Below are 19211 nucleotides of genomic sequence, written 5' to 3'. Positions count from 1 at the left end.
TACAAAGTGACAAACTGACACCCCCTTAACTCCTACAGTATGAATAATGCAGGTTAAGGATAAAATGAAAAACAAATCAGAACTCGCAAACCGCTTTGTGTCAACAGTTACAAAAACATCACAAGACAATTTGTAAAAGAGGTGCAAAGTGGTTTGCGGCAGATATAATTCCGTGAAGCATAATAAGAAATTTCATATAGATTTTGAATTGTTTAAAGTACAAGCATAGTGATTATTTGAATTTTATTGCTAATATTGTCCCCTCATTAATTGATTATTAAAGAATGAAAAACATGAAAAGAAAAGAAATTTTATTTAGTGTCTTGCTACTGTTTTCAGTTGTATTGGCGCAGGCTGCACGAGTAGACACTGTTATGGTGAAAAGTCCATCCATGAATAAAGAAGTACAAGTGGTGTATGTGATTCCCGATAAGGCATTGGATACAAAGGCAGAGGCTTGTCCGGTGATTTATTTGCTACATGGTTATGGAGGTAATGCCCGTTCGTGGATTGGACTTAAGCCTGAGTTAGCCCGGATTGCAGATGAGAAAGGAATTATCTTTGTATGCCCGGATGGTAAGAACAGTTGGTATTGGGATAGTCCAAAAGATCCGGCTTATCGTTATGAAACATTCGTTGCTTCGGAATTGATAAAGTACACCGATACGAATTATGCTACTATTCCCGAGAGAAAGGGACGTGCGATTACCGGATTAAGTATGGGTGGGCATGGTGCATTGTGGCTGGCTATCCGCCATAAAGACACATTTGGCGCAGCAGGAAGTACCAGCGGTGGAGTGAATATACTTCCGTTTCCTATGAATTGGGAAATGAGTAAGCAACTTGGTGAATACGCTGATAACAAGGAACAATGGGAACAGCATACGGTTATTAATCAGATTGACAAGATTGAAGATGGTGATCTTGCCTTGATTATCGATTGTGGAGAAAAAGACTTCTTCCTGGAAGTGAATGTGAACTTACATAAAAGTCTTCTGACAAGGGGTATCGGTCATGACTTTATCACTCGTCCCGGTACGCATAATGGAGAATATTGGAGAAATTCAATTGATTATCAGATTCTCTTCTTCGATAAGTTTTTCAAGAAATAATTTGGAATGAATAATGTAGTTAACCTGCATTATTCATACTCCAGGAGTTAATGGAGTTATTACTTCGTTAGGAGTTAAGGAATTAAGGAGTTAAGAAGTTAAAGCCGATACCTTGAATATGCTTCACGGAGTATTGGCTTTAACTCCTAAGCTAAGTTGCTGACTGAACTTCTTTAACTCCGCTAACTCCTACGGCTTCTTAACGATAAGACCGTTGCGAAAGGTACGTTTAACTTTTACGCTTTTCACTTCTGTCCTTTTCATATTGGTTTCAGACTTCGACTCCGGAAGTACGGTACTACCATTGATGATACCTAATGCTGTATTTAGCAATGCTTCATTCGGGTCACCCAAGGGCAATACTTTAGCTCGATCACTTAGTTCGTTGACGGCGTAATCCGGAGCGAACCCTTTGGCATAATCCGCTTCGTATTCGGAATTAAAGACCTCGCACACAACGGTACGAAGTATCCATAAGAACTTATTATTGGGGAAACTCTCTGTTGCTACGGTCTCTCCTTTGGTAGTACTGCCTATCAGTACTACTGTCATATATGGTTTAAGGCAGTTGATAAGCATTTCCGAAGCCGCCGCAGTAGCGGTGCCGGTCAGGATATATACTTTGGGCAAATTTAAGTTGGAGCCTCCCTGCAATAACTGGGGGTTAAGTGTAAGTTCCCGGTTCTTGGCTTCTTGCTTCTGATTATACTTCAGTGAGGCAAAAGGGCTACCTAACTTGTCGGCCGGCACCAATATATCCGCCAGAAGTTGCACACACTCCATTTCTCCACCGGCATTGTAGCGCAGGTCGAGGATAAAGTCTGTTACATTATGTTCCTTATAGAATTGAGATAGTTGGAGCAATTGACTATTAGATTCCGTATTGAAATTGTTATATACCAGATAACCTACGCTTAAATTTCCGTTCTTGTAAACATTGTATGCAGGTATGACATCATCTTCCACCGGACGTGAGGCAGGAAGAGTGACAGTTCGATTCGACTGAATGACACCGGCTTTCTCACCTTCTTCATTCTCTATGGTGGTATATTTACCTATCAACAACTCCCGGCTTTCACCTTTTGTCAGTAGTGTTTCGTTTTTCCTGGTAAGATAATCGCCGTTAATCATCATAATCCATTCGCCTCGTTGCAATCCGCTTTCGGCGGCGGGCGAATTGGGAATAACGTATGAGACTAATGCGATATAGGCAGTATCATTGTCTTGCATTCTTTCCAAGGTATAATCGAAACCATAGCTTGGCGGGGGAGTGATGTATAATGTATCGACAGTGGAGTAGTTTTTATCAAGCGGTGACAGTATGCCTTTAAGGAAAGTTTTCGGTTCAAGGAAGTAGTTCAGCTTTTTGGATGAGGGGATACTTTCAAACCAAAGATATTCTTGCCTCATGACGCTGTCTATCCATAAATCACGTCCTGTCAGTGGATAATATTCCGGCCAACGGTCTACTCCGCAAGAGGACAGCCCCGTTAATGTAAGAACTCCTAATAGCAGGGAAAGTTGTATGTTTCTTCTTCTCATCTGTATCTATTTGTTAGCACTTTCGCTGCAAATTTAATGAATAGTTTGTTTATCTACCATAATTATGGTATAAAATTCCCTATCTTATGCCATTGTCCATATCCGGATCTCCCCTTATCTTTGTACCCAATCAATTAATCCTAAAATACAAAAGGCAATGGAAACAAAGAAATTACGTTTTGAGACATTACAATTACACGTTGGACAAGAACAGCCGGACTCTGCTACTGATGCGCGTGCCGTTCCCATTTACCAGACGACTTCGTATGTATTTCATAACTCTGCACATGCAGCCGCCCGTTTTGGTCTGCAAGATTCGGGAAATATCTACGGACGTTTAACAAATTCTACGCAAGGCGTATTCGAGGCGCGTGTCGCCGCTTTAGAAGGTGGCATTGCCGGTCTTGCGGTTGCTTCGGGGGCTGCTGCAATCACTTACGCTTTTGAAAATATAACCCGTACCGGCGATCACATCGTTTCTGCTAAAACCATTTATGGAGGTACCTATAACTTGTTGGCACATACGTTGCCCGCCTACGGAGTGACCACTACTTTTGTAGATCCTTCCGACCTCTCTAATTTTGAGAGAGCCATACGAGAGAATACTAAAGCAATATTTATAGAAACATTAGGCAATCCGAATTCCAATATTATTGATATTGATGCAGTTGCCGAAATAGCCCATCGTTATCGTATTCCATTGATTGTTGATAATACGTTCGGCACTCCTTATTTAATACGTCCCATTGAACATGGTGCGGATATTGTGGTGCATTCTGCCACTAAATTCATTGGTGGACATGGCTCATCTTTAGGGGGCGTGATTGTGGATAGTGGTAAGTTCGATTGGGTTGCTTCCGGCAAGTTTCCCCAATTAACCGAGCCTGAACCATGCTATCACGGAGTACGCTTCACTGATGCTGCCGGGGCTGCCGCTTATATCATACGTATCCGCGCCATTTTGCTTCGTGATACGGGTGCAACTATCAGTCCGTTCAATGCATTCATTCTGTTGCAGGGCTTGGAAACTCTTTCTCTTCGTGTGGAACGCCATGTGGCAAACGCATTGAAGGTAGTCGATTTCCTGAAAAAGCATCCTAAAGTTGCTGCGGTCAATCATCCGTCGTTACCTGAACATCCGGATCATGAACTCTATAAGAAATATTTTCCTGATGGCGCCGGTTCCATATTTACTTTTGAGGTAAAAGGTGGCGTTAAAGAGGCCCATACATTGATTGATAGTTTGGAAATCTTTTCACTCCTGGCAAATGTGGCGGATGTTAAATCGCTTGTTATTCATCCGGCTACTACCACTCATTCGCAATTGAATGAACAGGAGTTGGAAGAGCAAGGTATTAAGCAAGGAACCATCCGCTTGTCGATAGGTACGGAACATATAGCAGATATATTGGATGATCTGGCGCAAGCGTTTGATAAAATTTAGAATTCTTTTAATTTCACATAATAATATCGCCTTAACTGCGAATGAATATTGCTGTTTTATTATCAGGAGGTGTCGACAGTTCTGTTGTCGTACACCTCCTTTGCGAACAAGGATACCGTCCGTCTCTGTTTTACATTAAAATAGGAATGGATGGTACGGATTATATGGATTGTTCCGCCGAAGAAGACTGGGAGATGGCTTCGGCTATTGCCCGTCGTTATGGATTACCTTTGGAAATGGTAGACTTGCAAAAAGAATATTGGGAACAAGTTGCTGCTTATGCTATTGATAAAATCCGTTGCGGCCTGACTCCCAATCCTGATGTAATGTGTAACAGACTCATTAAGTTCGGTTGCTTTGAACAAGTGGCAGGTAAAGATTTCGACTTTACAGCTACGGGGCATTATGCCACTATTGTGAATGAGGATGGTAAGGTGTGGCTGGGTACAGCCGTCGATCCGGTGAAAGACCAGACAGATTTCCTTGCGCAAATTGATTATCTACAGGTTTCAAAACTAATGTTTCCGCTTGGCGGGTTGATGAAACAAGAGGTTCGGACTATTGCCCGTCTCGCCGGACTGCCTACAGCCCGTCGCCGTGATAGCCAGGGTATCTGCTTTCTCGGGAAAATCAATTATAATGATTTTGTCCGTCGTTTCCTTGGCGAACGAGACGGAGATATTGTGGAATTGGAAACCGGCAAGAAACTCGGTACTCATAAGGGATATTGGTTTCATACCATCGGACAGCGCAAAGGGTTGGGATTGAGCGGTGGCCCGTGGTTTGTTATACGTAAGGATATTGATTCAAATGTGTTGTATGTTTCGCGGGGATATGATACACAATGGCAGTATGGTCATGAGTTTAAGATACGCGGCTTTCATTTCATTACGGAAAATCCCTGGCAAGAACACCAGGAGGTTGACGTAAGTTTCAAAATTCGCCATACTCCGGAATTTATGAAAGGGAAGTTGTTACGCAAAGGGGAGACTGTTCATATTGTTTCTCCGGTCAATTTGCAAGGCATTGCTCCGGGACAGTTCGGTGTGATTTACGATAAGGCTTCCCGCATTTGTATAGGTAGCGGTGAAATTTATATCTGATAAACCTTTCAGATGTAGTACTCCACTAAATCTACAATTCCGGCTTTCATCGCATATTTTGTGGCCTCGTGTGCATTGTTTACTCCTAATTTGCGGAAGATGTTTTTGCGGTGACTGTTTACGGTATGGAAGCTTAGGTTTTTCTCCGCCGCAATTTCTTTTGTAGTTTTTCCTAAAGCAATTTCCTTCAGAATATTCCGTTCGGAAGATGTCAATAAATCATCTTTCGGCATTGCCTGGGCTGATTGGGGAGTACGATTACCGGATAGCAGCAGGTTGCTGACATGATTACAGATAAACCGTTGTTTCCTTGAAGCGCATTGCAGTGCGGATAATATTTCTTCTTTGGAATTATCTTTCAGTACTATTCCAAAAGATGTGCTGCTGAACAGTATCTGACGCAGGAATTCCATACTTAGCTCATCCGAAAAGAGCAACCAGTCCGCTTCCTTAAATCGCTCGTGCAACACAATAAGTTCGTCTGCACCCGAAAAATCAAACAACGTATAATCCAGTATCACTACTGCTTGCGGATGTAAACGCAGTTGCTGAATCAATTCTGCTTTGTTGTCCGCTTCCAGCAACAAATCCGTATCTTTTTGTTTACTTAACAGGAACATCATACCGGCTTTGGTGATGTCCTGATTGTCTGCAATAATAAATTCTCTCATGTCAGATGCAAACTTACATAAAATCATTTATATTTTATGCCGGCTACATAAAGAAAGTTGTTTTTCTTTAGAGGGAAGATAAAAAACTCCGCTACAAATGTACACTTTTTAGTCAATTTGCAGCGGAGTGATATATATTGTAGAGGGTTTACCAGGAACGTCCTTTGTAGATATTGGATTGGTCTAACGGAACCAGAGTACCGTCCAAGGTAAGAGTGTTGGAATTGAAATTCGGGCTTACGGTTACGGTTGCACTGTTACCACCGTTGATTAGCGTGATGAAAACCTGTGCAGAGATACCAATACCCTGAATACTGAACCGGCAGTTTACATTACCTTTCTTATCAGTTGTTATTTCCATGTCGGAATTAGTTCCGTCTACAGTTACCCCGCCAATACCGTTAGGACCGGGATGTGTTGTATTGAATGCTACCTGTACGGTACCACGTTCCTGATTTATCAGTACGAAGTTAGTGCCGGAATTTACAAATGCTGTCCGTCCGTTGCGAAATATAACCCGGTCGGCTTCCAGTACAAATTGATGAGCTTTTAATGCTGCTACGGCATTTTCATACAAAACCGCATCGGATACTTGTTCTTCTGCTTTCGCACGGGCGCGTTCAGCTTCTTTTTGAGCATTACTGTCTGTGCGGTTTTCCACTTTACTTTCTTGTGCATACATGGTTGTTGCTGCACTCATTATTAATACTACTAATGCAATAAACTTTTTCATAATTTAAGTTTTACGATTCTTGTTTGTTATTGCAAAACAACCATTTATTCGGATTTGTTCACGGGGCGCTTCACGATTTTATATCCGATGGCGGCAATGAAAATGCTCATTAACGGACTGATAATGTTGAAAAAGCAATAGGGAAGATAGGTCAGTGTAGATACGTTCAATATCGTTGCCTGCGTCATTCCACAGGTGTTCCAGGGAATCAGAGGTGAAGTTACCGTGACAGCATCTTCAGTGGTGCGGCTCAGTAACCTGTTCTCATATCCTTTTTTCTCATAAATGTTGCGGAACATATTTCCGGTAAGGATGATACTGATATATTGGTCGGCAGTAGTGAGATTGAGAAACAGTCCCGAGCAAACGGTGGATGCCACAACACTGACCGTTCTTTTCATGAAGCGTACAAAGATGGAAGTAATACTGCCCAGCATGCCGCTTGCCGTCATTGCGCCACCGAAGCACATGGCACAAAGAACCAGCCAGACTGTATCCATCATACCCGCCATGCCACGTGTAGAGACAAGTTCGGTTAGCATGCTGTTTCCTGTGTTCAGGCTGGTGCTGCCGTAGAATGTCATCATTGCACCTTTAAATATACTGTTCTCCCCGGCAATTTCACGTAACAAGTCCGGTTGGAAGATGATGGCGCATATCCCCGCCAACAGGGTGGAAAGGAACAGGGTGATGATGGACGGTGTTTTCCGCGCAATCAGTATTCCGGTCACTATGGGGACAGTCAGCAACCAGGGAGTGATGGTGAATGTACCTTTCAGCGCTACGGCAAAGTCGGCTATATGTTCCGTAGAATTTGTATTGACAACAAATCCCATTACGGTAAAGATAATCAGGGTGATAATGAGTGACGGGGTAGTCGTAATCAGCATGTAGCGTATATGTCGGAACAAAGGCACATCCGTTATGGATGAAGCAAGTATTGTGGTTTCTGATAACGGAGAAATCTTATCTCCGAAATAAGCGCCCGAGATGATGGCTCCCGCTATCCAGCCTTCATTGAACCCTTGCGCCTTACCGATGCCCATCAGGGCGATACCGATGGTGGCGATTGTTGTCCACGAACTGCCTGTCATGACGGAAATCAGTGCGCAGATGATGCAGGTGGATGCCAGGAAAAAGTCCGGATGGATAATTTGCATACCATAATATATAAGGGTGGGGACGATGCCGCTTATCATCCATGCACCGCTGAGGGCGCCTATAATCAACAGGATAATAATGGCTGTGGCAACTCCTGCAATATTATTCGTGATGGCGAGTTCGTAATCTTTCCAGGGAACACGGTAGAAAGCCACACCTATAAATACACAAAAAGCTGTGGTGGTCAATAAGGAAATCTGGCTGCCTCCTCCCAGAGCATCGCTTCCGAATGTGTGTATGGTGATAAATAACATTCCTACCAGCAGTGCAATAGGCAGGAGAGATATTAACGGAGAGGGAATCTTTTTCAATGAACTCATTCTGTTTGTTATATCGGTTAATGCTTGGTAAAGGTACGACAAATTCTGATTATTGTGTTTCATTCCCGCTTTCTTACCAACAAATTTTATGATTTCGCCATTGTCACTGCCAAGTTTCAGCTACTGTTCTTCTTGCAATTTATACCGGATCAAATTATTTTTTCCCAATATTCTTTGCTTCTTTGATTTATTATCATTTACTTTGCCGCACAAAGTACTTCTATTATGAATAAGAATAAAGCATTAGAATCAGTAAATGAGATAAAGGAGTTGATGGAAAGATCATCCAAGTTCGTATCTCTCAGTGGAATGACGGCTGTCCTGGCCGGAGTGTATGCGCTAACCGGCGCTTACGTAGCCAATAACTTATTAAATTCGGGAGACCACCGGATCGGGTTGATAATGGTAGCCTCGTCGGTACTGGCGATTTCTGTAATTACTGCCTGCATCCTTTCCTGGTATAAAGCAATGAAAACAGGGCAGAAGCTATTCAGCAAATTGACTTATCGCATTGCCTGGAACTTTGCACTTCCGTTACTGACGGGAGGTTTGTTCTGCATTGCCTTGTTGCTGCATGGAGTTTATGGCCTGATGTCTTCCGTTATGCTGTTGTTCTATGGGCTTTCCTTAGTTAACGTATCCAAGTTCACCTATTCCAATGTGGCTTGGCTGGGATATGCATTTCTCTGTTTGGGTATTACCGACTGCTTTTTTGAAGGACATGGCTTGCTGTTCTGGACCATTGGTTTCGGCGGGTTCCATATCCTGTACGGTGTGTTGTTTTATTTGCAGTACGAAAGGAAAAGGTGATAGATGATAGAAGCATTTCAAAATATAAATAAGGTATTCGAAAGCAAAGTCCGCCTGGGTATTATGGCAGTCCTGATGGTAAATGAGGATGTGGATTTCAATACTCTGAAAGAATTGCTTTCACTGACAGACGGTAATCTGGCCAGCCACACAAAGGCTCTGGAAGAGCTGGGATATATCGTTTGTCATAAGACCTTTGTGGGGCGGAAGCCAAAGACCTCTTTTCAGGCAACTCCTGAAGGGAAAAAGGCTTTCAAGGCTCATATTGAGGCATTAGAGAGTTTTCTAAAATCAAAATAGTTTCTTATATTAATACTTTTATATTATGGAGAATTGGAACGACAATTTGAATGGTGCTTTTAATGACAATCCGAATGATGGATTGAATGGGATGAGAAAACAGGCAAGTGGTTGCTTGTACCGTTTTTCTAAATCAATAAAAGTGGTGGTAATTGCTTTCTTGGTGCTATTACTGCTGATTCCGAAGTTTATGATTGAAGACATGATTACGGAGCGCAGACATACGCAGGCAGATGCCATTGAAGAAGTAAGCCGGAAGTGGAGTTTGGCGCAGACCATTACGGGACCTTATCTTAGTTTGAAATACCACACTACTTATGAAGAGAATGGAGTACAGAAAGTGTCCAAGGGAGATGTCGTTTTATTCCCTGACGAGCTGTCTGTAGACGGACAGTTGCAGACTGAAATTCTCCAAAGAGGGATTTACAAGGTGAATGTGTATCAGTCGGAACTCCTTATCAAGGGATTCTTTAGTTCAGAAGAACTCCTTAAAAGCAATGTGGACATGGATATGCTTCAGTACGACAGAGTAGCTATTTGCTTGAATCTGACGGATATGCGCGGACTGAGTGAACAAGTCAGTATTACTTTAAATGACTCTGTTTATATATTCGAACCGGGACTGGACGAACGAGGCATCGACAATATGGGCGCTCATGCCATTGCAGACCTTTCTGCTTTGAAAGAAAATAAGAAACTGCCTTATGAAATGAAGATTAAACTGAAAGGCTCCCAATCCATAAACTTCACTCCGTTGGGGAAAACCACGAAAGTCAGTCTGAAGGCAAATTGGAACACTCCGAGCTTTGATGGCAATTATCTGCCGGAGCAACGGGAAGTTACCGGAGAAAACTTCTCTGCACAATGGCAAGTACTGAATCTGAACAGGAATTATCCGCAAGTGTTTGTCAATAATCAAAATGCCAGTATCAAAGCTATTGAGAATTCCATTTTCGGTGTTAATCTGAAAATGCCGGTAGAGCAGTATCAACAGTCCATGCGTTCTACCAAGTACGCCATCCTGATTATTCTGCTGACCTTTACGGTGATATTCTTCACGGAGATTATGGAGAAAACCCACATTCATGCCTTGCAATATCTGTTGGTAGGTTTGGCGCTTTGCCTGTTCTATAGCCTGTTGCTGTCCATGTCCGAGCATATAGGTTTCAGCATGGCATATCTGGTGGCGTCGGTACTCACCATTGCGTTGGTGGGCGGCTATATGCTGGGAATCATCCGGAGAAAGAAACCGGCATTTATTATGGCGGGTCTGCTCGGCGTACTCTATATCTATATTTTCATCCTTATCCAGTTGGAAACTTTTGCCCTGCTTGCCGGTAGCCTCGGATTGTTTGTGATATTGGCTATGGTGATGTACTTCTCTAAAAAGATTGACTGGTTTAATGAATAAATCGCGCCATCTATAAAGTTGAAAAAGGTTCTTCTTCACTTTCGGTGCAGGCAATTCGTCTAACCTGAATAATTCATGCTTTAGGAATTAGAGGAGTTATCAGCCAACAAGTTGGCTTAGCCTGCATGAATAATGCANNTAAAGCCGATAGCCTTGTTATATACTTCACGGAGTATCGGCTTTAACTCCTCTAACCTGCATTATTCATACTGTAGGAGTTAGAGGAGTTATAGACGTTATCAGCAACCTGTTGGCTGATAACGTCTATACCCTGCATTATTCATGCAGGGTAAATAAAAAATTAGCAAAGCGGAACTTCGCAGCAATTAGTGATAAGTATATAAGATTTTAGTGCGGTTGTCCTGACTCAAAATAGCATACCTTTCCTGTATCAATGCTTTGTATTCTTCTTTCATCTGCTGCGGGAGGAAAGAACAATCGATGAATACCAACCACTCCGGTAATACCTTCCGGAATTTGTCATAGACATTTTCAATGACCTTGTCCTCCACCTTCATTGCTTTTAAGAAGTTGTCAAAATCCGCTTTCTTCAACTTACGTTTCTTGCCGTTTAACGTCAATGCCAGTTCTTCGTTGTCTTGTGGAATAACCAGTTTGGTAGATAACAGGTCGTAAGCCGGAGCTAAAACAGATTCACCCACCTTTTTATAAAGGAGTCCACTTTAAAAAGTGCATTTTAGCACTTTTACCCCCTTTAGAAGTGCCTGTAGGGCGTTAATTCCTGATAAAAAAGACTTTTTAAAGTGGACTCATAAAGCGAAAAGTTTTTCAGGTGCATGTCTGCATTTCCAGTCAGGTAACAGAATAACAACACCTCGAAATAGTTGATTAAATCTAACACCGGATAAGCTGAGAATTCCAGTATCTTTTTGGCTATTTGCTCATGAGAACCTTTGTATTTTTGTTCAGTCAATTTCTCCGTCAATTGGCACATATCTTCCATTGGTATTTTACCCCCTTTCTTATCACGGTCAATCCGCTTGGTAATATATGCCAATGAACCATCTTTAAACCGTATCAGGGAGTGAGGAACTGTTTTTACCCGTGCAAGTTCTGCCAGATGCATGGTTAAATCTTCATTTTCAGGAAGCAACGGATATTGTTCCGTTTGCGGTTTGAGAATGTATCCACCCCATAATCCGACTATTGTGAAACGTTTCTCGCCTCCTTTTTCTTTTTTTAATTCAACTGACAATTTCGGTTGAACGCCTGTAATCGTTATCTGCGAACGTACCACTTCCAAAGCCAGCGATTCAATATCGGCTTTCGTATAGGGAAGCACAAGTGGGATGGCTGTTCCGAATATCTTCTTAGAACATTGCGGATGAAAATCAACTTGCCCTTGTTCCAGCGGTTGGTAACAGTATAAGCATCTTTCCATAATTATCATTCTTGAATAGGTTGAATACTGACCGCCCCGATACAATCCTTGCAACAGGCAAGCAGTAGCGACATGCGATCGCGGTTGTTTATTTTCCAGTTCCTTTCGGCAATATCCAACAGCCAACCTTCGGGAATAAGTCCGTCGAAAAAAGGATGCAGCACGTTACTGACAAATGGTGTATCGGTCAAAGGCAGCGAGAGGCTTACCAGTTCGGCATTTTTATTCGCCAAATAGAATTGATATTGGATTCGCTTGAAAAAATGTTGTGTAGTGGAGGTGATTCGTTTAAAAAAGTGTGCGGCTATGGATATTATTCGTCTGAAAAAATGTGTTCAACTCCGATTTATTCGCTCGAAAAAGTGTAATTTTGCCATTGAAAGAATAAGATTGTGCCATGCTTAAGAGAAAAATAGAAACATATTTAGCCAACTGGAAACAGTCTGAGGGCAGAAAGCCTCTTGTTATAAAAGGTATCCGCCAGTGTGGAAAGACATATATTGTCCAGAAATTCGCAAGGGAGAATTATGATAGTGTAGTCTATATGAACTTCATTCTTGAGCCGGATAAGAAGTCTGCCTTTACTGGCAATATAGATGTCGATACCATCATTCTCAACCTATCAGCTTTGATTCAAGGTAGTCGTTTCGTTGAAAGGAAAACCTGCATTATCCTTGATGAGATTCAAGAATGTAAGGAAGCAAGGACAGCCTTGAAGTCATTCCATATAGACGGGCGTTTCGATGTTATTGCAACAGGTTCTCTTTTGGGAGTGAAAGGCTACGGTCAAAGCAAGAACAAGAAAGAGGATGTAGGACAAGACTCTGTTCCTGTCGGATATGAAACCGTGGTTGATATGTACCCGTTGGATTTTGAGGAATTTCTATGGGCAAACGGAATCGGTGAGGCGGTTATTGATTCTGTCAAATCATGTTTTGAGAACGAAAAGGCTGTTCCTGATGGGATTCACAAGGCAATGATGGAGTTGTTGTACAGATATGTCATTGTCGGAGGTTTGCCGGAAGTGGTGAATTGCTTCCTTGAAACCAAGAATATCGAACTTATATATAAGGTGCAGCGTAATCTCATTGCCGAATACGAAGAGGATATGGTTAAATATGCAGATGATACAGACAAACCTAATATCCGTGAATGTTTTGAATCCATTCCGAAGCAATTAGCCAAGGAGAACAAGAAATTCCAGTATTCCATAGTCAAAAAGGGAGGAAGGTCTTCTCAATACATCGGTAGCATTCAATGGTTGGAAGATGCCGGAATAATCCGTAGATGCTATAATACGCTGATTACGGAACTGCCATTAGAGGGTAATTCCATCAAAGACAGTTTCAAGGTGTACGTCACAGATATAGGAATTCTAATGGCAATGCTCGATTATGGCACTCAGGCGGATATTTTAAAGGGTAATCTTCTTGGGTACAAGGGAGCTATCTTCGAGAACCTTATGGCTGACTTTTTATGTAAGTCCGGGCAAAAGCTATACTATTTTCATAAGGACAGTGGACTTGAACTGGACTTCTTAGTGAGGTTTAAGGGTGAATGCGTTATCCTTGAAGTCAAGGCAAAGACTGGTAAGGCAAAAAGCATGACTACGGTTCTTAAGAACAAGGATGTATATCATGTCAATAATGCAATTAAGTTAGGTCAATATAATGTAGGACGTGAGGGAGAGGTACTTACGATTCCGCTTTACATGGGATTTCTTGTCGAGGACAAGATTACAGACGTTATTATTCCTGATGTTGATTTGAGTTTATTGACTATTTGATGGTATTAATCACAGAGTTTAGAATATATGGATATTCTGACGCATTTTAGGAGTATAGAAGAACTGACCAAAACACTCTCACGTGAGCAAGGATTGCTGAGTGAAATGTTTGAGAAACGAAAACTTATGAAGTTTCCGTTGGGGCTTGCCATAGACCTTGTCGGAGGAAATGAAACCCGATTGAGAAAGTTAGTTGACTATGGTGTACTGGTGGAAACAGGAAACACAGTAGAGATTGAGAGTGACTACCTGAACTTCTTCGAGGAGGTGCTGAATGTAAACGAGGAGATTAGCGTGTTGAGCGTGCAAGAATGTATCAACACTTTGAAGGAATATATTGGATATTTCCTGCAAGAGACCAACACCAATCGTAAAGCCGGATATCAGGACAATGTACGGCAGCTTTTAAAGAAGACTGGATTCAGAACGTTGAAGAATGTGGTGGATTTGAAGCGCAATATGGACAATGCTTATAAGCAGGAACCAAACTATATCATCAAAAAGAAGAAACTACAGAATTTGGATGAGAAGAGCCATAGCATTCGCGCCATGATACGTGAATGTGAAAAGCTGATGGATAATGAGCATGCCTTCTTCATTATGGCCAATGATCCGCATATGGCCAAGACCTGTAGCGATGTGAAACATGATTTTGTGGAAGCCTATCATGCACTTATGGAGATAGACAGGCAGATTATTTCCTATATCAATCAGATTGACCAGCAAAATCAACTTTACAAGAAAATACGAAAGCTGAAATATCTGCAAGATCAACTCCTTATCAAGACTGATACGAACCTTATACAGGTGTTGGAGGAAAGAAATCCTCTTTGGATGGAATCACGTCAATACAGTAAAGTCCGTTTGTCTTTAGAAATGCTGAGGGAAAACGAACAAGTGGTAAAGTTATTGAAACGGATTGCTGAACGTAATGGCATACAGAAAACGGCAAGGACAGAAGCTGAACCCTTGACAGAGGAAGATTTGCAAGAGCATATTCAACAACTGAAGGAGGTGGATGCTACAGAGGTATGGAATGCGTTCTTAGCATCAAGCTATGATCTGTTTGAATTCATTTTAAGGTATGACTATAAGGTAAAACGTACTATTGAAGACTATGTAACTCTCTTCTGTCAATTGGTAATCTTGCATCCAGATGAATGTCGGATGACAGGAGAATATGTAATTTATCAAGATATTGAACATCCTGTAATATATGCGAAATAATACACAAAGAATATACGAACGGTTAAACCGGGGAGAATTTCTTTCGGTGGACAGCACAGATACCTCTATCCGTCACTTATATGAGGATATTGAGGAGAATGTGGAGGATTATGCAGACTACTTCAAGGAAATCGGTCTGCAATTGGAGTGTGGTAACGGTTACTTCTATTTTTCACGAACAGGGGAAGGCAAGCAAGCGATAGAGCAAAAACTGGACAGCTTTTCAAAATGGCTGGACTATCTGGACTTCTTGAAATGTTATAATCAGTCATTTACTGCCGGATATCAGTTCCGTAAAAGTCATTTGATAGAACAAATTAGTCTGGATATTGAGCTGAAGGAGAAGGTGTGCCATCTGTTCAAGAAATACGGTGTGGGGTCTAATATTGAGATGGTAAACAAACTGCTTCAAGAGATGCTGAATATGGGCTTTGCTGAGTGTATTAGCGAACAAGACGAGACTTATAAGATTACTTCGGCATTTCGCTATGTTGAAGAATTGGTGGAAATAATTCAAATAGTCAATGAAGATGAAGTACCTGAATAAGATTATTTTTATCAATAGTGCCAATATCCCCTATGCAGAGATTTCTGTGGATGGCAATGTGCATTTTACAGGAACACAAGGTGTGGGTAAAAGTACAGTGTTGAGAGCTTTGTTGTTTTTCTATAATGCCGACAAACATCGTTTGGGTATTCAACAGGGACAGAAGTCATTTGATGAATTCTATTTTCGCCAATCAAATTCGTATATACTTTATGAGGTGATGCGTGACAATGGTGCATATACCATATTGGTTAGCAGATACCAAGGACGCGCTTCATGGCGATTCATTGATGCGCCCTATCAGCGTGAATGGTTTATTACCGATGACAAGCAGGTATTGAGTGACTGGGTGAAGATTCGTGAACGTATAGACAAGAATGTGGCCGTTTCTGCAAGAATAGAATCCGGTGTGATGTTCAAGGATATTATTTTCGGCAATACCCATGACCATAAATATGCACGTTATGCATTAGTGCAAAGTTCGCATTATCAGAATATCCCACGAAGCATTCAAAACGTTTTTCTGAATACAAAATTGGATGCAGACTTTGTAAAGAACACGATCATACAATCCATGACAGATGAGGAATTACCCATTGATTTGCAGACCTACAGACGACTTGTTACAGACTTCGAGCGAGAGTATGATGAGATAGACTGCTGGTTCCGTCAAGCACGTGATGGCAATTATCCGGTGCGCCAACAGGCATTGAAAATTGCTGAACAGGGTCGTAAAATTGTGGCGCTCGACCAGCAATTGACTGATGTATGGCGTATGCTGAATCATGCCGTAGCTTATAGTGAGCAACGTATACCGCTTTTGGAAGTTGAAGCTACAGAAGTTAAAGTGGGCTTTGAGAAAGAACGTAACCGTGAGAAAGAACTTACAGCAGAATATGATAAAGAAAAAGACTCGCTCAATCAAGAACTTGGTGCCAAAAAGAGTAAACTGAAGGAGATAGCACAGGTAAGAAAGGACTTCGATGCTTTTGATATTGAAGCCATACTTACTCTTGCCGGCCGAGAAATAGCTATCAAACAGGAAGAAACAGAGAAACAAACGCTATTGGATGACTTATTGAAAACTCATACCTCGATAGAGGAAAAGTACAACATAGCGAAGGCTAAACTGGAAAATGCATGTCAGGCATTCAAGAACGCTCAGAAAGAGGCATACTATCAGAAACAAACCATACTTCAGAAAGAACGTAAGAACCTGGAAGAAGAACGCACAAAGAATAGAAATCAGATTATGGATACTTTCAATAGTTGGCGATATGAGTCTGACGATCGCCTGCAGATATTGTTGACTGAACAGCATAAGACTGATAATGCACTGAAGGAACTCCGTCAGTGGCATCCTATGGCCGATGAAATAAAGCAGGTGGATGAACAACTTCTGCAGTTGAATTTGACAGAAAAAGAGAATTCAGCTCAACAGACAGCAGTAAAAAGCCAGATTGACCAGATTACTGCCGAGTATGAGATGAAAGAGGCAGAAATAAAACAAGCATCTCTGCGTGAGCAGGAACGTCTTGAGGCAGACCGCACACAAATTCGTGTACAAATTGCAAAGATAAATGATTTACTTGCTCATTTAGACGGTTCTTTTTATAAATGGCTTTGTGAAAATACGGGAGGCTGGGAAAATACGATAGGCAAAGTTATTGACGAGGAACGGATTCTATATGCGCAAGGGCTTGAACCTCAATTGGACGTCGCATCTGATAATCTGTTTGGCATAAGGTTGAATCTGGATAATATTGCCTCAGTGCATCGCACTCCTGACGAGTATAGACTGGAAAAGAAGAACTTGGAAGAGCAAGTGCAGCAAATTAACCGTCAACTCACGCAATTGCCCATTACTCTTCAGGATGAGATAGAGAAACTCGGAAAGAAATATGCAGTACAGATCAATCCGCTTCGGCAGAAAGCGACCTTATTAAAGGTGGAAGAAGAACAGATACCAGTCAAACGACAGAATCTGCAAAACCATCGGCATAAACTGGAGATGGAAGAACAGGAACGGATTGAACAAGAAAAAGAAATCCGTGAACGCTCCTTCAATGAAGCACTGTTAAGAGTGCAATCGGAGAAGGAAACTCGTGAAAAAAATGAGGCAAGGAATAAAAAAGACCTTAAAGAGCTTGATTCGTCATTCAATAAAGATTCAAAAGCACTTGACGAGGAACTACACATTTTCAAAAAATCACAAGATTCAGAAGCGACTGTGCGTAATCAGGAGTTTGCGGTACAGAAGAAGCAACTTGATGAACAGCAGAAAGCGGAACTTGCAGGTAAGGGCGTTGACATGAATCTGCTTGAACAATACCGCGAAGCTTTGAAGGACTTGAAGATACTGTTGATGAGGATCGAAAAGGAGCGTCCAATAGTTATCAAATATCGCGATGCCGAGCAAAATCTTTTTGCCAAGGAACCGGAAATCAGGAAGACTATTAAGGACATCGAGCAACAACTCTCAATGATACGCCAGCGTTATGAAGACAAACGGACACGTATCGAGAAAAAATGCAAGGAAAAGGAAGAACGTCAGCGTATAGTCCTCAAGGAATTGGCACATAGGAAAGAGGAATTGAACCTTTATCATCAGATGGTCGAGAATGAGCATTTGATACCTGATGCTTACCTCTCTGACGACAAGATGATGAAGACACATCAAGATTGTCAGCAGCTTTTGAGCCAACTTAGGGGTACTGTCAATCAAAAACGCGAATCAATTGACAAGCTTAAAGATATAGTTGTTTATTTCAATCGTAACTTCAAGCCTCAAAATGCTTTCCATTTCAACACGATGCCAGTGACAGATAATGACTATCTGCAAATTGCGGTTGATTTGCAGGACTTCATGGATAATAACAAAATCGAGGAGTTCCGCAGACGTACCAGCGAGCATTATAAAGATATCCTAGGACGTATCTCAACAGAAATCGGTTCACTGATGAAACGTAGATCCGATGTAGATGGGGTGATACTTGACATAAATCGTGATTTTGTAGAAAAGAATTTTGCAGGAGTAATCAAGAGTATTGAACTGAGAGCGAATGAATCATCTGATAAGCTTATGCAACTGCTTATGTCCATTCATGATTATACCGTAGAGAATGCTCTCTCTATTGGCGAACTTAATCTCTTCTCAAGCAACAATCGGGATGAGGTGAACCGCAAGGTCGTGGATTACCTGAAGAGTCTATCCCATCAACTGCAAAACGAACCCAATCGTCCATCTGTATCATTAGGTGATACTTTCCGTTTACAGTTTCGTGTAAAGGAGAACGACAATGACACGAACTGGGTTGAGCGTATTAATAATGTAGGGTCAGATGGTACAGATATTCTTGTGAAAGCAATGGTCAATATCATGCTCATCAACGTTTTTAAGAAAAAGGCAGCCCGAAAGAACGGTGATTTCATTATACACTGCATGATGGATGAGATAGGGCGCTTGCACCCTAACAATATCAAAGGTATTCTGCAGTTTGCCAATTCACGCAATATCTATCTCATCAACAGTTCACCAACGTCATATAACCCTTATGACTACCGATATACCTATCTCTTGAGTAAACATGGAGTGAGGACGAGAGTAGAAAAATTATTGAAACGAATAAAATAGTTGGAGGT

Annotated in this window: 16 protein-coding genes and 1 pseudogene; 10 read left to right on the top strand and 7 right to left on the bottom strand. The window is 41.6% G+C overall.

Going from position 1 to position 19211, the window contains the following annotated elements:
* Positions 1 to 293: 293 nt before the first annotated feature.
* On the top strand, positions 294 to 1112 hold the full coding sequence (locus B2Z67_RS02490; protein ID WP_291528239.1) for an alpha/beta hydrolase: 819 nt from the start codon (positions 294 to 296) through the stop codon (positions 1110 to 1112).
* A gap of 189 nt (positions 1113 to 1301) precedes the next feature.
* Here B2Z67_RS02490 and B2Z67_RS02485 read toward each other — a convergent pair whose 3' ends face one another.
* A complete protein-coding gene (locus B2Z67_RS02485; protein WP_291528238.1) occupies positions 1302 to 2654 on the bottom strand; it encodes a S41 family peptidase in 1353 nt (450 codons plus the stop codon).
* A gap of 157 nt (positions 2655 to 2811) precedes the next feature.
* Between B2Z67_RS02485 and B2Z67_RS02480 the strand changes: the two genes are divergently transcribed.
* A complete protein-coding gene (locus tag B2Z67_RS02480; RefSeq protein ID WP_291528237.1) occupies positions 2812 to 4098 on the top strand; it encodes an O-acetylhomoserine aminocarboxypropyltransferase/cysteine synthase family protein in 1287 nt (428 codons plus the stop codon).
* 41 nt (positions 4099 to 4139) lie between these two features.
* A complete protein-coding gene (gene mnmA, locus B2Z67_RS02475) occupies positions 4140 to 5201 on the top strand; it encodes a tRNA 2-thiouridine(34) synthase MnmA (RefSeq protein WP_291528236.1) in 1062 nt (353 codons plus the stop codon).
* Between the two features lie 8 nt (positions 5202 to 5209).
* Here mnmA and B2Z67_RS02470 read toward each other — a convergent pair whose 3' ends face one another.
* The 3 genes from B2Z67_RS02470 to nhaC form a co-directional block, all read right to left on the bottom strand.
* Positions 5210 to 5872, bottom strand: coding sequence for a response regulator transcription factor (locus tag B2Z67_RS02470; RefSeq protein WP_291528235.1), 663 nt, complete (start codon positions 5870 to 5872; stop codon positions 5210 to 5212).
* Positions 5873 to 6020: 148 nt separating this feature from the next.
* Complete coding sequence (locus B2Z67_RS02465; RefSeq protein ID WP_291528234.1) at positions 6021 to 6605, bottom strand: DUF4251 domain-containing protein; 585 nt, start codon at positions 6603 to 6605, stop codon at positions 6021 to 6023.
* A gap of 44 nt (positions 6606 to 6649) precedes the next feature.
* The gene (gene nhaC / locus B2Z67_RS02460; protein ID WP_291528240.1) at positions 6650 to 8077 is read right to left on the bottom strand and encodes a Na+/H+ antiporter NhaC; all 1428 of its coding nucleotides are present in this window, start codon (positions 8075 to 8077) and stop codon (positions 6650 to 6652) included.
* A 234-nt stretch (positions 8078 to 8311) separates the two neighbouring features.
* On the opposite strand from nhaC, the gene B2Z67_RS02455 reads away from it, so the two are divergent.
* Genes B2Z67_RS02455 through creD form a run of 3 tightly spaced genes read left to right on the top strand, consistent with a single transcriptional unit; the run spans position 8312 to position 10607 of the window.
* Positions 8312 to 8896: a hypothetical protein gene (locus B2Z67_RS02455; protein WP_291528233.1), complete on the top strand. Its 585-nt coding sequence runs from the start codon at positions 8312 to 8314 to the stop codon at positions 8894 to 8896.
* Positions 8897 to 8899: 3 nt separating this feature from the next.
* Entirely contained in the window at positions 8900 to 9196 is a 297-nt protein-coding gene (locus B2Z67_RS02450; protein WP_291528232.1) for a winged helix-turn-helix domain-containing protein, read from the top strand.
* A gap of 25 nt (positions 9197 to 9221) precedes the next feature.
* Positions 9222 to 10607, top strand: a complete 1386-nt coding sequence (creD, locus tag B2Z67_RS02445) for a cell envelope integrity protein CreD (protein ID WP_291528231.1) — start codon at positions 9222 to 9224, stop codon at positions 10605 to 10607.
* A gap of 326 nt (positions 10608 to 10933) precedes the next feature.
* Here the strand turns inward: creD and B2Z67_RS15915 are convergent, their stop codons facing one another.
* The 3 genes and pseudogenes from B2Z67_RS15915 to B2Z67_RS02435 all read right to left on the bottom strand — a co-directional run.
* Positions 10934 to 11269 (bottom strand): HipA domain-containing protein, encoded by a 336-nt coding sequence (locus B2Z67_RS15915; RefSeq protein ID WP_414630771.1) that lies wholly within the window; start codon positions 11267 to 11269, stop codon positions 10934 to 10936.
* Positions 11270 to 11322: 53 nt separating this feature from the next.
* Positions 11323 to 12009: a HipA domain-containing protein gene (locus tag B2Z67_RS15910; RefSeq protein ID WP_414630770.1), complete on the bottom strand. Its 687-nt coding sequence runs from the start codon at positions 12007 to 12009 to the stop codon at positions 11323 to 11325.
* A 5-nt stretch (positions 12010 to 12014) separates the two neighbouring features.
* Positions 12015 to 12245 (bottom strand): annotated as a pseudogene (locus B2Z67_RS02435) (HipA N-terminal domain-containing protein); the annotation flags it as partial.
* A gap of 161 nt (positions 12246 to 12406) precedes the next feature.
* On the opposite strand from B2Z67_RS02435, the gene B2Z67_RS02430 reads away from it, so the two are divergent.
* From B2Z67_RS02430 to B2Z67_RS02415, 4 genes are read left to right on the top strand one after another with little or no spacing between them, the layout of a single operon-like run.
* Positions 12407 to 13795 carry an ATP-binding protein gene (locus tag B2Z67_RS02430; protein WP_291528230.1) on the top strand — a complete coding sequence of 463 codons (1389 nt, stop codon included), beginning with the start codon at positions 12407 to 12409 and terminating at the stop codon, positions 13793 to 13795.
* Positions 13796 to 13822: 27 nt separating this feature from the next.
* On the top strand, positions 13823 to 15022 hold the full coding sequence (locus B2Z67_RS02425) for a hypothetical protein (RefSeq protein ID WP_291528229.1): 1200 nt from the start codon (positions 13823 to 13825) through the stop codon (positions 15020 to 15022).
* Positions 15012 to 15569, top strand: a complete 558-nt coding sequence (locus B2Z67_RS02420; RefSeq protein ID WP_291528228.1) for a condensin complex protein MksE — start codon at positions 15012 to 15014, stop codon at positions 15567 to 15569. The genes B2Z67_RS02425 and B2Z67_RS02420 overlap by 11 nt, the downstream gene beginning before the upstream one ends.
* Positions 15553 to 19203, top strand: a complete 3651-nt coding sequence (locus tag B2Z67_RS02415) for an ATP-binding protein (protein ID WP_414630772.1) — start codon at positions 15553 to 15555, stop codon at positions 19201 to 19203. Before B2Z67_RS02420 ends, B2Z67_RS02415 begins: the two co-directional genes overlap by 17 nt.
* Positions 19204 to 19211: the final 8 nt, after the last annotated feature.

The sequence above is a fragment of the Bacteroides sp. UBA939 genome, assembly GCF_002293435.1.
Taxonomy (GTDB): domain Bacteria; phylum Bacteroidota; class Bacteroidia; order Bacteroidales; family Bacteroidaceae; genus Bacteroides.
This window is presented reverse-complemented; position numbering and strand designations above follow the sequence as displayed.

Excerpts from the sequence above, each read along its gene's own strand:
- B2Z67_RS02490 (WP_291528239.1), top strand. The coding sequence starts at position 294 with ATGAAAAGAAAAGAAATTTTATTTAGTGTCTTGCTACTGTTTTCAGTT.
- B2Z67_RS02485 (WP_291528238.1), bottom strand. The coding sequence starts at position 2,654 with ATGAGAAGAAGAAACATACAACTTTCCCTGCTATTAGGAGTTCTTACA.
- B2Z67_RS02480 (WP_291528237.1), top strand. The coding sequence starts at position 2,812 with ATGGAAACAAAGAAATTACGTTTTGAGACATTACAATTACACGTTGGA.
- mnmA (WP_291528236.1), top strand. The coding sequence starts at position 4,140 with ATGAATATTGCTGTTTTATTATCAGGAGGTGTCGACAGTTCTGTTGTC.
- B2Z67_RS02470 (WP_291528235.1), bottom strand. The coding sequence starts at position 5,872 with ATGAGAGAATTTATTATTGCAGACAATCAGGACATCACCAAAGCCGGT.
- B2Z67_RS02465 (WP_291528234.1), bottom strand. The coding sequence starts at position 6,605 with ATGAAAAAGTTTATTGCATTAGTAGTATTAATAATGAGTGCAGCAACA.
- B2Z67_RS02455 (WP_291528233.1), top strand. The coding sequence starts at position 8,312 with ATGAATAAGAATAAAGCATTAGAATCAGTAAATGAGATAAAGGAGTTG.
- B2Z67_RS02450 (WP_291528232.1), top strand. The coding sequence starts at position 8,900 with ATGATAGAAGCATTTCAAAATATAAATAAGGTATTCGAAAGCAAAGTC.
- creD (WP_291528231.1), top strand. The coding sequence starts at position 9,222 with ATGGAGAATTGGAACGACAATTTGAATGGTGCTTTTAATGACAATCCG.
- B2Z67_RS15910 (WP_414630770.1), bottom strand. The coding sequence starts at position 12,009 with ATGGAAAGATGCTTATACTGTTACCAACCGCTGGAACAAGGGCAAGTT.
- B2Z67_RS02430 (WP_291528230.1), top strand. The coding sequence starts at position 12,407 with ATGCTTAAGAGAAAAATAGAAACATATTTAGCCAACTGGAAACAGTCT.
- B2Z67_RS02425 (WP_291528229.1), top strand. The coding sequence starts at position 13,823 with ATGGATATTCTGACGCATTTTAGGAGTATAGAAGAACTGACCAAAACA.
- B2Z67_RS02420 (WP_291528228.1), top strand. The coding sequence starts at position 15,012 with ATGCGAAATAATACACAAAGAATATACGAACGGTTAAACCGGGGAGAA.
- B2Z67_RS02415 (WP_414630772.1), top strand. The coding sequence starts at position 15,553 with ATGAAGTACCTGAATAAGATTATTTTTATCAATAGTGCCAATATCCCC.